This window comes from Allobosea sp. 10L417 (assembly GCF_056395485.1).
Genome location: NZ_JBFTJP010000011.1, coordinates 194,533 through 209,812, shown reverse-complemented (window position 1 = coordinate 209,812; position 15,280 = coordinate 194,533). Strand labels below are relative to the sequence as shown.

At 65.3% G+C, this 15,280-nt stretch carries 12 protein-coding genes and 1 tRNA gene; 5 read left to right on the top strand and 8 right to left on the bottom strand.

Annotated features, from left to right (window positions below; all coding sequences use genetic code 11):
• Positions 1–10 precede the first annotated feature (10 nt).
• Positions 11–2,773: a decarboxylase gene (locus AC1DE3_RS23490; RefSeq protein ID WP_441510766.1), complete on the bottom strand. Its 2,763-nt coding sequence runs from the start codon at positions 2,771–2,773 to the stop codon at positions 11–13.
• A gap of 251 nt (positions 2,774–3,024) precedes the next feature.
• On the opposite strand from AC1DE3_RS23490, the gene AC1DE3_RS23485 reads away from it, so the two are divergent.
• Positions 3,025–3,282, top strand: coding sequence for a hypothetical protein (locus tag AC1DE3_RS23485; RefSeq protein ID WP_441510765.1), 258 nt, complete (start codon positions 3,025–3,027; stop codon positions 3,280–3,282).
• A 99-nt stretch (positions 3,283–3,381) separates the two neighbouring features.
• On the opposite strand, the gene AC1DE3_RS23480 is transcribed toward AC1DE3_RS23485, so the two are convergent.
• The 4 genes from AC1DE3_RS23480 to AC1DE3_RS23465 form a co-directional block, all read right to left on the bottom strand.
• Positions 3,382–3,457: transfer RNA gene (locus AC1DE3_RS23480), tRNA-Thr, on the bottom strand.
• Between the two features lie 91 nt (positions 3,458–3,548).
• Positions 3,549–4,487 (bottom strand): prephenate/arogenate dehydrogenase family protein, encoded by a 939-nt coding sequence (locus AC1DE3_RS23475; protein ID WP_441510764.1) that lies wholly within the window; start codon positions 4,485–4,487, stop codon positions 3,549–3,551.
• A gap of 5 nt (positions 4,488–4,492) precedes the next feature.
• The gene (gene hisC / locus AC1DE3_RS23470) at positions 4,493–5,599 is read right to left on the bottom strand and encodes a histidinol-phosphate transaminase (RefSeq protein ID WP_441511184.1); all 1,107 of its coding nucleotides are present in this window, start codon (positions 5,597–5,599) and stop codon (positions 4,493–4,495) included.
• 32 nt (positions 5,600–5,631) lie between these two features.
• The gene (locus tag AC1DE3_RS23465) at positions 5,632–6,468 is read right to left on the bottom strand and encodes a chorismate mutase (RefSeq protein ID WP_441510763.1); all 837 of its coding nucleotides are present in this window, start codon (positions 6,466–6,468) and stop codon (positions 5,632–5,634) included.
• A 309-nt stretch (positions 6,469–6,777) separates the two neighbouring features.
• Here AC1DE3_RS23465 and metX point away from each other — a divergent pair, with 309 nt between their 5' ends.
• Both metX and metW read left to right on the top strand, forming a co-directional pair.
• Positions 6,778–7,947, top strand: a complete 1,170-nt coding sequence (metX, locus tag AC1DE3_RS23460) for a homoserine O-acetyltransferase MetX (protein ID WP_441510762.1) — start codon at positions 6,778–6,780, stop codon at positions 7,945–7,947.
• 180 nt (positions 7,948–8,127) lie between these two features.
• On the top strand, positions 8,128–8,751 hold the full coding sequence (metW, locus tag AC1DE3_RS23455) for a methionine biosynthesis protein MetW (protein ID WP_441511183.1): 624 nt from the start codon (positions 8,128–8,130) through the stop codon (positions 8,749–8,751).
• Positions 8,752–8,911: 160 nt separating this feature from the next.
• Here the strand turns inward: metW and clpB are convergent, their stop codons facing one another.
• Positions 8,912–11,530: an ATP-dependent chaperone ClpB gene (gene clpB / locus AC1DE3_RS23450; protein WP_441510761.1), complete on the bottom strand. Its 2,619-nt coding sequence runs from the start codon at positions 11,528–11,530 to the stop codon at positions 8,912–8,914.
• Between the two features lie 175 nt (positions 11,531–11,705).
• On the opposite strand from clpB, the gene AC1DE3_RS23445 reads away from it, so the two are divergent.
• Together AC1DE3_RS23445 and AC1DE3_RS23440 are read left to right on the top strand one after the other, a co-directional pair.
• Positions 11,706–12,014 (top strand): DUF2293 domain-containing protein, encoded by a 309-nt coding sequence (locus AC1DE3_RS23445; protein WP_441510760.1) that lies wholly within the window; start codon positions 11,706–11,708, stop codon positions 12,012–12,014.
• A 129-nt stretch (positions 12,015–12,143) separates the two neighbouring features.
• Positions 12,144–12,929 (top strand): MOSC domain-containing protein, encoded by a 786-nt coding sequence (locus AC1DE3_RS23440; RefSeq protein ID WP_441510759.1) that lies wholly within the window; start codon positions 12,144–12,146, stop codon positions 12,927–12,929.
• A 66-nt stretch (positions 12,930–12,995) separates the two neighbouring features.
• Here AC1DE3_RS23440 and AC1DE3_RS23435 read toward each other — a convergent pair whose 3' ends face one another.
• A complete protein-coding gene (locus AC1DE3_RS23435) occupies positions 12,996–13,970 on the bottom strand; it encodes a DUF4167 domain-containing protein (RefSeq protein WP_476780906.1) in 975 nt (324 codons plus the stop codon).
• A gap of 420 nt (positions 13,971–14,390) precedes the next feature.
• Positions 14,391–15,230 (bottom strand): peptide chain release factor N(5)-glutamine methyltransferase, encoded by an 840-nt coding sequence (gene prmC / locus AC1DE3_RS23430; RefSeq protein WP_441510757.1) that lies wholly within the window; start codon positions 15,228–15,230, stop codon positions 14,391–14,393.
• Between the last annotated feature and the right edge of the window lie 50 nt (positions 15,231–15,280).

Genomic DNA, 15,280 nt, shown 5'->3' with positions numbered 1-15,280 from the left:
CGGCCGTCCGTCAGGCCGCCCGCGCCTTCTTGTTTCCCTTCTCGGAATTCACATCCTGCTTGGCGGAAAGCGCGTCCGGTCTCAGCAATTTGAGACCCTTTGCTTTCTCGTATCCGTGGATCTCCTTCACATCGAGCTTGCGCATGAAGGTGATCGTTTCATGCGTAACAACCTGGCCCGGCACCAGGATCGGGAAGCCGGGTGGGTAGGGGATGACGAAATTGGCCGAGATCAGCGCCGGGCCCTTGTCGATGCGACGATCGCATTCGGGGCTGTCGATCGGCAGATACTCGCATTTGTCCTCAGCATAGGCGCAGAAGAACGCCGTGCGGATATCGCCTTCCGGCGTATTCTTGCCGGCATCGCCGCGAAAGGCTTCATGGAAGCGGCTGAAGTCGGGGAGCTCGGGCAAATCCTTCATCAGGCTGCGCACACGGGCTTCGAAGGCGCGTTGTTCGCCTTCGCCGCCCTGACGCAGGCGCGTCTCGATCTCGTTGCAGATCTTGAGCAGGACGCTGATCAGCAGTGCGACGTCGCTGCGTGTATTGTTGATATTGGACTGGAGGAGCACCGAGTTGCGCGAGGTCTTGTTGACCTGAATGTTGTACTCGGAAGCCAGCAAGCCCTTGAACGACGTGCCATCGAAGCCCGCCGTGCCGCAAACCAGGGTCATGCGCGTCGGGTCGAGGCAGAATTCATCCTCGCGCATGCTGCGCAACTGATCGTCCCAGCGCGTCTCGGGAGCGAGGAAATCGACGAAGCCGCTGGTGCGGTATTGGGCGGGCACCATCCCATCGACGCCGACGACCTTGAAATATTTGGAGATCAATGGGTGGATGGCGATCTCCCGCCTGATGTCGAGCGCCACCTCGATGGCGTTCATCACCAGCCCGTAACCCTCGAGCTCCATCTGCCGGCGGGCGACATCGAGACTGGCGATCAATTGCTGGTTCGGGCTGGTCGAGGCATGGGTGAAGACCGCCTCGTGAAACTGCGCCTCGATCTTGTGGAAGTCGACGTCCTTGACCAGCACCATCGATCCCTGCCGGATCGCCGACATGGATTTATGGGTCGAATTGGTCTGGTAGACACGCAGCCGTATGGCGCGCGGATCGGGAATGAGGTGCGTGTCCAGCAGGGTTTCCACGGACGGTGCCGCGCCGAGTTCCTTGCGCTGCCGCTCATAGCGGTCGACGGCCTCGGGGTCCTCCATCCAGGCCTCGATGTCGGCCGCCGCCCCCATCGCCGTTCGCGGCCTGAGGAAGGGCGACCAGCGCGCGAAGCCGAACCAGGCCTCGTCCCAGAGGAAGATCAGGTCCGGCTTGATGGCGAGGCATTCCTCCATCACGCGCCGGGTGTTGTAGATATGGCCGTCGAAGGTGCAGTTGGTCAGGTCGACCATCTTGACGCGATCCAGGCGCCCCTCCGCCTTCAGGTCGAGCAGGGCCTTCTTGATGGTGCGTAGCGGCACTGCCCCGTACATCGAGTATTCCGCCATCGGGAAGGCCTCGACATAGAAGGGCTGCGCGCCGTTCAGCACCAGGCCGTAATGGTGCGACTTGTGGCAGTTCCGATCGAGGATGACGATGTCGCCGGGCGCGATCAGCGCCTGCAGAACCATCTTGTTCGACGTGCTGGTGCCGTTGGTGACGAAGAAGACGTGGTCGGCACCGAAGGCGCGCGCCGCCATGTCCTGGGCGCGCTTGATGTTGCCGGTAGGCTCCAGCAGGCTGTCCAGGCCGCCCGTGGTGGCACTGCTCTCCGCCAGGAAGAGATTGATGCCGTAGAACTGGCCCATGTCGCGGATCCAGGGCGAGCGGAACACCGACTTGCCGCGCGCGATGGGAAGGGCATGGAAGGTGGCGATCGGCCTCTGCGCATAGAGCTTGAGATTGTCGAAGAACGGCGTGTCGTAGCGCGCCTTGATGCCCTCCAGCACCGACAAATGCAGCTCCAGCGGTTCCTCGACCTGATACATCACGCGCCGGATCATCGCGGCACGCGGATCGCCCGCCAGCTTCTCGACGCGCCGATCGGAGAGCAGGTAGATGTCGAGCTCGGGCCGGATCGCCTTCAGCCCGGCGGCGAGGCGCAAGGCCATATCAGCCTCCTCCGTATTACCGAGCAGGGGCTGCTGGGCAGCGAGCACGCTGCGCAGGATCGGGGCGTCGTGCCGGGACCTGAATGCGAAGCCTTCATAGATGGCCACCGCGGCGATATTCGTGTTCAGCACGGCCGCACAGATCGCGTCTTCAAGGCTGCCGACCAGCACCACTTCGTAGACGAACGCATCCTCGGGACGTCTCAAGCGGCGAAACTCCGCGGCGATATGCGGCCAGCGCCCCGCAGGGGCGGGCGTCACCATCAACATCTCGAAATAGGGACGTTGCGCCGCGCTGTCTCCGAGCGATGACGGGATGACATCCACCGGCTCCGCCAGCGACAGGTCGGCCGACTGCCATTCCTTCGGATCATGCTTGTAGTTGCTCGTGATGATGGCCAGCGAAATGCGCTTGGCCAGCGACAGGAAACCAGTGGCGTCGTCATTCTGCAGGAGGCCCCGCAGCGCGGCGAGCAGCTCCGCTCCCGGGAATGCATGAAACTCCTCGATGACGCCGAGCTCATTCAGCGCAACCTCAACCGCCCGGCGGCTTTTGCCACCTGTCGACCAGGAGCGCGCGGCGGAATGGAGATCCCGCCAGCGGTCGGCGCGGCCCGAGGGAGCCGAGAAGAAGTGGTCGATGGTGTGCGGTTCCTGAACTGGAGAGGCCATCGTGAATCCTTCCCTCAGGTTGCACGATCCGTGAGGCGCCAGCCGGCCGCCAAATTCAGCACAATGAGAGAGGGCGGCGTATTGTCCTTGGGGACAGGTTCCGACTTCTCAAGATCGGAGTATTCGTTAGGCCAATCGATGTTTTCAGCGCGCGTGACGAGAAGCCGCGGCACGCGTTTAAGTCGTGCGCGAGCACCGGCGGATTGGACTTGCCTTTGCCGTGTTCAATGCCTCGGCGTGGAGCCCGCCACATGGATAGAAAAATCCTCATCCTTGCCGGAATAGCGGCGGCTGGCGCGGCGATTTACCTGACCGTCGGTTCCCTGCCGGCGAGGGCCTGCAATCGCACTGCCGGCTGCACCATGGATGTGTTGCAGGAGGGCCACGACATGATGCAGGACGGGCGCGCAGCCGAAAACATGCGTGCGGGTCAGGAGAACATTGCCGCCTTCAGGCGCCAGCAGGCCGCCGACGAGGCCGCGATCCGGGCCCGCGCGGCAAGACAATGAGCAGCGGCGCAGCGTGATAAGCGGGCGACCGCCAGATACGAAAAAACCGGCCGCTGTGGCCGGTTTCTGAATGCCGGCGAGCGCCAGCGGATATGAAAGTGGTGCCGCTTGAGGGATTCGAACCCCCGACCCCCTCATTACGAATGAGGTGCTCTACCAGCTGAGCTAAAGCGGCAATGGGTGGCGCTGTACCAGCAGGCGCCGGCCTTGGCAAGCCAATCTCGACGTCATGCACAGTGCCTCCACACGGCATCGTGCGGCAGACGTCAATCCTTGCGCAGCTTCTCCGTCTCCGGCTTCTCCTGACCGAGCGCGACGATGCCGCGGCGGATCGCGCGGGTGCGGGTGAAGTGCTTGTGCAAGGTCTCGCCGTCGCCATAGCGGATCGCGCGGGTGAGCAGAGCGAGGTCCTCGTTGAAGCGGCCGAGCATCTCCAGCACCGCCTCCTTGTTATGCAGGAAGACGTCGCGCCACATCGTCGGGTCGGAAGCAGCGATGCGGGTAAAATCGCGGAAGCCGCCGGCAGAGAACTTGATCACTTCGGACTGCGTCACCGCCTCCAGATCCTCGGCCGTGCCGACGATGTTGTAGGCGATGAGATGCGGCAGATGGCTGGTCACGGCCAGCACCAGGTCATGGTGCTGCGCGCTCATCACCTCGACCAGCGCGCCCATGCCCTCCCAGAGCTGGCGGGTCTTGGCGGTCGCGCTCGGATCGGTGCCCTCGGGGGGGGTCAGGATGCACCAGCGGTTGAGGAAGAGGCTGGGGAAGCCCGCATCGGGGCCGGAATTCTCGGTGCCCGCGACCGGATGGGCCGGCACGAAAGAGACGCCCTCCGGCAGATGCGGGAGGACGGCATCGACCACCGAGCCCTTGACCGAGCCGACATCCGACAGGATCGCACCCGGCTTCAGCACGGCCGCGATTTCCGCCGCGACCTCCCCACAGGCACCGACAGGCACGCAGAGGATGATGTGATCGGCGTCAGCAGCCGCTTCGGCCGCCGTCTCGACGACGGCATGGCCGAGATCGAGTTCGCGCGCCCGCTGTCGAACTGCTTCGTCGCGATCCGACAGTACGATGGTGCCGGCGAGGTTCAGCTCCTTCGCCGCCCGCGCGATGGAAGAGCCGATCAGCCCGATGCCGATGATGGCGAGGCGGGCGAAGATCGGCTCGGACCGACGCGGGGCGAAGCTTTCCGCCATCTGCGTCACGCCTTGGCCGCGACGAAGTCGGCGAGCGCGGCGACGACGAGACGGTTCGCCTCCTCGGAACCGATGGTCATGCGCAGCGCGTCCGGCAGGCCATAGCCGCCGACCGCACGCAGGATGAGGCCACGTTGGGTCAGGAAGGCGTCGGCCTCCTTCGCGGTCTTGCCTGGCGTCTTCGGGAAGTGGATGAGAATGAAATTGCCGACCGAAGGCGTGACGGTGAGGCCGAGCTTCTCGACCTCCGCCGTCGTCCAGGCCAGCCATTTCTCGTTGTGCTCGAGCGCGGCAGCGACATGAGCCTCGTCGGCGACGGCGGCGGCGCCCGCCTCGATCGCGGCGCCATTGACGTTGAAGGGGCCGCGAATACGTTCGAGCGCATCGATGATATGAGCCGGCGCATAGATCCAGCCGATGCGCAGATTGGCGAGGCCATAGATCTTCGAGAAGGTGCGGGTCATCACGACATTCTCGCTCTCGGCGACGAGCTCGATGCCGGAAGCGTAGTCGTTGCGGCGGACATATTCGGCATAGGCCGCGTCGAGCACGAGCAGGACATGCGGCGGCAGGCCGGCCTGCAGGCGCTTAACCTCGTCGAAGGGCAGATAGGTGCCGGTCGGGTTGTTGGGATTGGCGAGGAAGACGATCTTGGTCTTCGGTGTCACCGCGGCGAGAATGCCATCGACATCGGCCGTATAGTTCTTCTCGGGCACGATGACCGGCTTGCCACCGGCGGCGAGGATGGCGATGCGATAGACGAGGAAGCCGTACTGGCTGTAGATGCCCTCGTCGCCCGCCCCGAGATAGGCCTTGGTGACGAGTTCGAGCAGTTCATCCGAGCCGTTGCCACAGATGATGCGCGCGGGATCGAGGCCATAGCGGCCGGCGATCGCCTGCTTGAGCTTGCTCGACGTGCCGTCGGGATAGAGTTCCAGCTTGGCGGCGAGGCCCTCGAAGGCTGCGATCGCCTTGGGGCTCGGGCCGAGCGGGGTCTCGTTGGAGGACAGCTTATGCAGCTTCACACCGGCGGGCGCTGCGGATTTTCCGGGGACATAGGCCTCGATGTCGAGGACGCCGGGACGCGGAGTGGGACGGGTCGCCATGGTGATTGACCTTGCAACGGGAAACAGAGCGCGCCCGATCAGCGGGCTGATGATTTGACGGCGAAACGGGCGGCGTGGCTGCCGACCTCTGAGAAATCGCTGAGGCCTGCGGGCACGAGGGCTTCGCGGATCACGGACTGATCGACCTCGCCGGAAGCGGCGACCAGCAGCGACAGATGCGAGCCGTCGGCGGCGGAGGCCGAGACCTCGGCCAGATGCTCAGCGAGGCCGTGACGCAGGTTCTCGGACCAGCGCTCGACGCGGGCGGCATAGAGCACGATCTCGCGCACGGCGGCGTCGGTCAGCGGCTTGGCGATGCAGTAGACCGGCGTGCCGGCGGGATGATCCGGCCGCTCGATGAAGGGCAGGCGCGCAATGATCTTGGGCTTGTCCACCCCGATCAGGTCGCGCCACCAGATGCCGGCGCTGGCGCCCTGATCCATGCGGAAGATGCCGAGATCGCCGGCCGACTCGGCGACGGCGTGAATGACCGCGCGCGCATCCTCATGCGGGACGAAAGGCACGGTGAAGCCGAAATGGAAGCGGGCGGAATCACGCATTGCCGGGTCGCCGCCGGAGACATCGGCGTGGACCGAGTAGTTCGCCTGCACATAGGTGAAGGTCGCGATGATGATGCGCCAGATGCTCTCGACCGTATCGAGCGGCAAAAGCCCCTTATGGCGCAGCGCGAGGCGCTTCATCATGTCGGCCTCGCGGCCGGGACGGAAGGCGGAGCCGGAGGCCTGCGTCTTCTTGACCGAGATCAGCGTCTCGATGATCTGCGAGCGCTCCATCAGCAGCGCATGCATCTCGCTGTCGATGCGATCGATCTCGGAGCGCAGATCGGCGAGGGTCGTGGGGGCGGCTTCGGTCATGGCAGCAGGGTGCGCTTCTCGACGAGGACCTGTGAACCCTCACCTGAGGAGCAGCCGCAAGGCTGCGTCGCGAAGGATGCTCCAGGAGGTGCCGGAACCCGCTGGATCATCCTTCGAGACGCCGCGTTCCGCGGCTCCTCAGGATGAGGGCTTTAGGAGTTGCCACGCTCCTTAGCGCTCCCGCCACGCCTTGGCAAAGCCGGCTGCGCAGTCCCGCGTTGACAGACGCGTCAGGGCACGGCATCGCTAGGGTTCGATTTTCCGAACACTTGGACCGGCAAGACAAATCATTCTGCCGAAACGGACGACATGAGCGATCTTTCCCCCAGCCTGGCCGACCCGCTGAAGGAGGCGAACGAGCCTTCGAGCCCGGTCGCGCGCTTCGGGCCCGACACGCCACTGCTGATGGATTGCGGCGTGGTGCTCGATCACTGGCAGATCGCCTATCAGACCTATGGTGAGTTGAATGCGTCTCGGTCGAACGCGATCCTGGTCTGCCATGCCCTGACCGGCGACCAATATGTGGCGAGCCGCAATCCGATCACCGGAAAGGGCGGCTGGTGGACCGCGATGATCGGGCCGGGCAAGCCTGTTGATACCGACCGCTTCTTCGTGATCTCAGCCAATGTGATCGGCGGCTGCACCGGCACCACCGGTCCGGCCTCGACCAATCCGGCGACGGGCAAGCCCTGGGGCCTGTCCTTCCCGGTCGTCACCATCCGCGACATGGTGCGGGCGCAAGCCGCCCTGGTCGACTCTCTCGGCATCGACACGCTGTTCTGCGTCGCGGGCGGTTCGATGGGCGGCATGCAGGTGCTGCAATGGGCGGCAAGCTATCCGAACCGCGTGTTCTCGGCGCTGCCCCTTGCGACCGGCGCCAAGCACTCGGCCCAGAACATCGCGTTCCACGAAGTCGGCCGGCAGGCGGTGATGGCCGACCCCGACTGGCGGCAGGGCCGCTATCTCGAAGAGGGCACGCGGCCGTCAAAGGGCCTCTCTGTGGCCCGCATGGGCGCGCATATCACCTATCTCTCCGAGCAGGCGCTGCACCGCAAATTCGGCCGCAAGCTGCAGGACCGGGAGGCGCCGACCTTCTCCTTCGACGCGGATTTTCAGGTCGAAAGCTATCTGCGCCATCAGGGCTTGAGCTTCGTCGAGCGCTTCGACGCCAATTCCTATCTCTACGTTACGCGCGCGATGGACTACTTCGACCTCGCCGCCGACCATGACGGGGTGCTGGCGCGCGCGTTCACCGGCACCAAGACGCGCTTTTGCGTGGCCTCCTTCACCTCGGACTGGCTGTTCCCGACGGCTGATTCCCGGGCCATCGTGCACGCGCTGAATGCGTCCGGTGCCTCGGTTTCCTTCGTCGAGCTGGAAAGCGACAAGGGGCACGACGCCTTCCTTTTGGAAGAGCCTAATCTCTTCGCCACGACGCGCGGCTTCATCGGTGCGGCCGCCCGGGCACGGGGCCTGTGATGAGTGCCGCCCTCTGTCATTCCGGGGCGGCCCCGAAGGCCGAATCCGGAACCCACGACCGGGTGAGCCCTATCCCGTTGCAGCTGCATAAGACCGAGCCCAGCCGTGGGTTCCGGGTTCTTCGCTACGCGAAGCCCCGGAATGACGAGGGGCGAGCCTGAGCATGACGAGCTGACCGCCATGACCCTCCCCGACAACCAGACCAGCCGCATCGACCTGAAGCTTGTTGCCGAGATGGTGCAGCCGGGCACGCGCGTGCTCGATGTCGGCTGCGGCGACGGCGCGCTGCTGGCGCTGCTCGCCGAAACCCGGAGAGTCGATGCGCGCGGCATCGAACTCTCCCGCGAGGGCGTGGCCGATTGCGTGGCACGAGGGTTGTCGGTGATCCAGGGCGACGCCGACACCGACCTCGCCGACTATCCTGACGACAGCTTCGACTACGTCATCCTCTCCCAGACGATCCAGGCGACGCGCAATCCGCGGCTCGTGCTGGAGCAGATGCTGCGCATCGGCCGGCACGCCATCGTCTCCTTCCCGAATTTCGGACATTGGCGCATGCGTGGCCAGGTGTTCTTCCAGGGGCGGATGCCGGTGACAGACGCCCTGCCCTATTCATGGTGGGACACGCCCAACATCCATTTCTGCACGATCCGGGACTTCGTCGCGCTCTGCGAAGTGATCGGCGCCAAGAAGGAACGCGCCGTCGCGCTCGACGCCGCCGGCGGTAAAGTCGGCGTCAACGCGCCCTGGTGGTTCTGGAACCTGTTCGGCGCGCAGGCGGTGTTCCTGCTGAAGCGGGGATAAATCCTTCTCCCCTCGGGGGAGAAGGTGGCATGGCGAAGCCATGACGGATGAGGGATGAATCTCTTCAAAACAGGAAAAGGGCCGCTTGCGCGGCCCTTCCCTCATCCGTCTGCTCCGCAGACACCTCCTCCCCCAAGGGGAGAAGGCTTCGCGCGCCGGCTCAGTTCAGCGCGACGCCCGCAGGCCGCTTCTCCTTCACGGCCGCGACCTCGCCGAGCATCAGCGAGCCCGGCCCGACGGTGACAGGCACCGTCTCGCCGTCGACGATCTCGCCGGCAAGGATGGCCTCGGCAAGAGGGTCCTGCACGAACTTCTGGATCACGCGCTTGAGCGGGCGCGCGCCATAAGCGGGGTCGTAGCCCTTGTCCGCCAGCCACTCGCGCGCCTCCTTGGACAGCTCGAGCGTGATCTTGCGGTCGGTGAGCAGCTTCGCGAGGCGGGCCATCTGGATGTCGACGATCGCGCCCATGTCCTGCCGCCGCAGGCGGTGGAACAGGATGATGTCGTCGATCCGGTTCAGGAACTCCGGCCGGAAGGCGTGGCGGACCACGCCCATGACCTCGTCGCGGACGGCATCGCTGTCCTGCCCCTCGGGCTGGTTCACCAGGAATTCCGAACCGAGGTTCGAGGTCATGATGATCAGCACGTTGCGGAAGTCGACCGTGCGGCCCTGGCCGTCGGTCAGGCGGCCGTCGTCGAGAACCTGCAGCAGGACGTTGAAGACATCCGGATGCGCCTTTTCGACTTCGTCGAAGAGCACGACCTGATAGGGCCGGCGCCGCACGGCTTCCGTCAGCGCCCCACCCTCCTCATAGCCGACATAGCCGGGAGGCGCGCCGATGAGACGAGCAACCGAATGCTTCTCCATGTATTCGGACATGTCGATCCGGACGAGCGCGCTGTCGTCGTCGAACAGGAACGCGGCCAGCGCCTTGGTAAGCTCGGTCTTGCCGACGCCCGTGGGGCCGAGGAACATGAAGGAGCCGATGGGGCGGTTCGGATCCTGCAAGCCGGCGCGGGCGCGACGGACCGCGGTCGAGACCGCTTCCACCGCCTCGCGCTGGCCGACGACGCGGGCGCCCAAAACCTCCTCCATGCGCAGCAGCTTCTCCTTCTCGCCTTCGAGCATCCGGTCGACCGGCACGCCGGTCCAGCGGCTGACGACCTGCGCGACATGGTCCGGCGTCACGGCTTCTTCGACCATGCCGGTGCTCTCGCCCTTCTCCTCGATCTCGGCCAGCCGCTTCTCGAGCTGCGGGATCTCGCCATAGGCAAGCTCGCCCGCCCGCTGGTATTCGCCCTTGCGCTGGGCCTGGGCGAGCTCGTTGCGGGCGTTGTCGAGCTTGGTCTTGATCTCAGCCGCCTGCCCGAGCTTGTCCTTCTCGGCCTTCCACTTGGTGGTGATCGCGTCGGAGCGCGCCTCCAGATCGGCCAGTTCGGATTCGAGCCGCTTCAGCCGCTCCTTCGAACCGGCATCGTTCTCCTTCTTGAGCGCCTCCTGCTCGATCTTGAGCCGCACGATCTCGCGGTCGATCGAATCCAGCTCCTCGGGCTTCGAGTCGACCTGCATACGCAGCCGCGCCGAGGCTTCGTCGACGAGGTCGATCGCCTTGTCGGGCAGGAAGCGGTCGGTGATGTAGCGGTTCGAGAGCGTCGCGGCCGAGACCAGCGCCGAGTCGCTGATGCGGACGCGGTGGTGCTGCTCGTATTTCTCCTTCAGGCCGCGCAAGATCGAGATGGTATCCTCGACCGTCGGCTCGTCGACGAAGACGGGCTGGAAGCGCCGCGCCAAAGCGGCGTCCTTCTCGACATATTTGCGATACTCGTCGAGCGTGGTCGCGCCGATGCAGTGCAGTTCGCCGCGGGCGAGCGCCGGCTTCAGCAGGTTGGACGCATCCATCGCGCCGTCGGTTTTACCGGCGCCGACGAGGGTGTGCATCTCGTCGATAAACAGGATGACGCCGCCATCCGAGGACGAAACCTCGGTCAGCACAGCCTTCAGCCGCTCCTCGAACTCGCCGCGATACTTCGCGCCGGCGATCAGCGAGCCCATGTCGAGGGCGAGCAGTTCCTTGTCCTTGAGGCTCTCGGGCACGTCGCCATTGACGATGCGCAGGGCAAGGCCCTCGGCGATGGCGGTCTTGCCGACACCGGGTTCGCCGATCAGGACGGGGTTGTTCTTGGTCCGACGCGACAGCACCTGGATGGTGCGGCGGATTTCCTCGTCACGGCCGATCACCGGATCGAGTTTGCCCTCACGCGCCGCAGCGGTCAGGTCGCGGGCATATTTCTTCAGCGCGTCATAGGCCTGCTCGGCGGACGCGGAATCGGCGGTGCGGCCCTTGCGGATCGCCTCGACGGCGGCGTTCAGCGCCTGCGGCGTCACGCCGGCCTTGGACAGGGCCTTGCCGGCCTCGGTGTCCTTCTCGATCGCGAGAGCGAGCAAAAGCCGCTCAACCGTGACGAAGCTATCGCCGGCCTTCTCGGCCGCTTTCTCGGCGGTGTCGAAGACGCGGGCCAAGCCCGGCGTCAGGTTGAGGCCGCCCGAGCCGCCCGAGACCTTCGGCAGCTTCGCCAGCGCCTGATCGACAAGCTGCAACGCGACGCGCGACTGGCCGCCGGCCCGATCGATCAGGCCCGCCGCCATGCCTTCGTTGTCATCAAGCAACGCCTTCAGCAAATGCTCGGGCGTGAACTGCTGGTGCCCCTCCCGCAACGCGATCGTCTGCGCCGCCTGAAGAAAGCCCTTCGCACGATCCGTATATTTTTCAATGTTCATTCACATCACTCCGCCCGCGGAACGCGCCCCGTGGCGACGTGCTCCGCTGCCCTTTCATCAAGATGGGGCGCCACAATAAGCCGCCCCTCGCTCTCCAACATAGTGTGACATTGGCGCAACGGAAGAGGTGGCGAGCCACAATTGACCTGACGCAAGCGCCAGGCACAGATCGGGCATGGCCGGGACCAAGCGACAGCAGGCGATTCGTCGGGCGTTGAGGGCGATTGCGCCTGGCATCCCGCTCTCCGACGCTGAGGCTGTAGTCACACTGGCCGAGCGGCGGCACATGAAGGACCTGCCGCCTTCGACCGCGCTCTGGCTCGCGCTCGGCAGCCATGTCCGCCACGTCCATACCGACTACGAACGCCTGCTGTCCGAAGGCTATGACCGCGACGCCGCCCGCTTCTTCGTCGCCGATGAGACCGACGCCGTGCTCGCCGGCTGGGGCTGCCAACGCTCGGTCAGCGACGGCGAAGACGACTAATGCAGCGTCGGCTATGCCCAAAACCGGTTCCCATGCCGGCGGATTGATCGAAACGGATACAAGATTTGATCTGTCAGGACGGCGTGGCAAGGCTATGGTCCGCCATCTTTTGCCTGCTCAGGTCGGACCATGCGCATCGAAACGCTCTATCGCTACCCTGTGAAAGGCCTCTCGCCGGAGCCGCTTCAGCGCGCCGACCTGCCCACCGAAGGCTATTTTCCCGGCGACCGGTTGTTCGCCATCGAGAACGGCCTTTCCGGCTTCGACCCGGCCGAACCGGTGCATCAGCCGAAGATCAAATACCTGATGCTGATGCGCAACGAGTCGCTGGCCCGGCTGCGCAGCCGCTATGACGATGCGAGCGGAGATCTCGTCATCCACGAGGGAGGCCGGGAAGTGCTGCGTGCAGCGACCGCCAGTGATGACGGCAGGGCAGCGATCACGCGCTTCTTCGAGGGCTTCATGCCCGACGAGCTGCGCGGCGAACCGAAACTGCTGACGGCGCCCTCGACCTATCGCTTCACCGATTCCCGTTCCGGCTTCGTCTCGATCATCAATCTCGCCAGCGTTGCCGATCTCGAAAGACGCCTCGGGCGGCCAGTCGATCCGTTGCGCTTCCGCGGCAATCTGATGGTGAGCGGTCTCGAGCCCTGGGCAGAGAACGAGTTGGTTGGCCGCGATCTCGACGGGCCGGATGGCCTGCGGCTGCATGTGATCAAGCGGATCGAGCGCTGCGCGGCGACCAATGTCGACCCGGAGACCGGCGCGCGCGACATGCAGATCCCGAAGGCGCTGATGCAGAACTACGGCCATGTCGATTGCGGCATCTATTGCCGCATCGTCGCCGGCGGGAGCCTACAGGCAGGCGACGTGCTGACGCCGGCGGAAGCGACGGTCGAACTCGGCATCGCCTGAGAGCGCAGACCAATAAAAAAGGGCCCTTGCGGGCCCTTTTTCAAAGCTGTCAGCAAGCTCCGCCACTCACTCGGCGGAACCATCCGTCTCAGAACCCAACGCGTCCATGACCTCGCGCGGCGAGCGGCGACGGCGGGTGCGCTTAGGCGCCGCCTCCGCAGCGACTTCCGCAGCCGCCTCAACCGGAGCCGCCACCGGCTCGGCCGGGGCTGCCTCGACGGGCTCCGGCGCCGAGACGCGCACGGGGTTGGTCAGGAAGGACGGCAGGGCCGCGGCGACATCCTCGCCCGCATCCGCCTCGATCTCGCGCTCGCGGCGCGGACGACGCTCGCGCTGGGGACGCTCGGCCCGCTCGAAGCGGCGCTCGCCCTGAGCCTGCTCGGAAGCAACCTCGGCCGAGCCCTCGCCGGCGACCGGGATATCGGAACGCGGCGCGTCGGGACGCGGTGCGTAGCCGCCCGGAGCGCCCTGATCGCCTTCCGCATTCCGATCGAAACGGCGCTCGCCGCGGTCCTGGCGGTCGAAGCGGCGGTCGTTGTTGAAACGCTCGCGGCGATTCTGGCGATCGAAGCGCTGGCCGCCTTGCTGCTGGCCCTCGCCGCCCTCGCCCTCAGCCCGCTGGCCGCCATGGCCGTTGTAGCCGTTGGGGCCGACATAGCCGTTCTGCCCACGAATCTCGGGCTGCGGCCCGGTGCCGGGCTGGAAGGACATGGCCTCCTCGTCGCCCTCCTCGTCACCCTCATCCGCATCCTCGACGAAAGCGCGGTTCGGCGGGAAGGAATGGCCGAACTGCTGGGCCATCTGCTCCTGCGCCGCTAGCAGGATGCGATAATAATGCTCGGCATACTGGAAATAGCTCTCGGCCGCGACCGTATCCCCAGAAGACTGGGCGTCGCGCGCAAGCTGCAGATATTTCTCGGCGACATTCTGCGCCGTGCCCCGGACCTTTACGTCCGGACCGTTGGATTCGTAGCTACGTTGCAGCGGATTTGGAGATTTGCGATTGCCGTTGTTGTTGCCGTTATTGTTACGGCCGCGCATACGCCGGTTCTGACCTGGTCTCATTCGCGTCTGTCTCGCGCTTCTGTGCTCAAAGCAACCGTGGTGCCGTCATACGCGTTGCGACACACAGCGGGTTGCGACGCTGTGCCGGACTGAGTTGACCCGAAGGGGCGATACGCCGTTTCTGGTCTTCACGCGCTCTTTTCCAAAACGGGGCTCCGCCCCAAAAGGGGCCTCAACCCCATGAGCCGATCGGCGCCACGCGCCTTCGGGGCTCCACCCGGCTTGTCAGCTGCATCGCCTCAGGAACATGCCTGCAAACGATGCCGAACTCGAGCAAATCCTGCAAAAACGGAAACTGCCCTGAGGCCCGGCTCTGACGCCACCAGCTTCGGCTGAATGCTGCATAGCGGCTTTTGACTGCTTCTCCAAGCGAAATCAACCAAAAGCCTGTGCATTTCAGGCGAGCGCGAAGATCAACGCCCGCTCGTGCCCTCCCAGATCGTTCCGGCTGCCGCGGAATTCAAGCCCACCGGCGCGCATCAGCGCGATGACGTCGGGGCCCTGCCCGGCACCGATCTCAAAGACGACCAGGCCGCCGGGTGCCAGCAAAGCGGGCAAGGACCGAGCAAGGATGCGATAGGGCCCCAACCCGTCTTCACCACCATCGAGCGCCAGCAACGGGTCATGCTCTCGCACTTCGACGGACAGACCGGCGATCTCTGACGAGGGGATATAGGGCGGGTTGGACAGGATCAAGTCGAAGCCGCCGCCCAGCCCTTCCGTCCAGTTGCCTCGCCGGAAGTTCGCGCGCTCGGCCACTCCGTTCAGCTCAGCGTTGCCGGCCGCCGTGACGATAGCGTCTTCCGACAGATCGATCCCGATGCCCGTCGCCAGCGGCAGCTCGCTCAGCAGCGCGATCAGCAAGCAGCCGGTGCCGGTTCCGAGATCGAGCAGCTTCAGGGCCTCGCCCCGGCGATCGGCCAGTTCCCTCAAGGCGGCTTCGACGATGGTCTCGCTGTCCGGCCGCGGCTCAAGCGTGGCGGGCGAAAGCCGAAATGCGAGGCCCCAGAATTCGCGTTCGCCGAGAATGCGCCAGACGGGCTCGCCCGATATCCGCCGCAGCGCAAAGTCGCGCAGCCTGGCAAGCCCCTCCGGCGGCAAAGCCATGTCGGGATCCGGATTCTCGACTCCCAGGCTTCCCTCGACAAGGAGGCGGGCGTCGAGCCCTGCACTCTGAGAGCCAGACTGGATCAGGCGCCGCGCAAGGAAACGCCGCGCTTCCCTGACGGTCGGCACGGCGCCCTCCCCTGACCAATCGATCGCCGAAGCGCTCGGGTTCGCGCGGT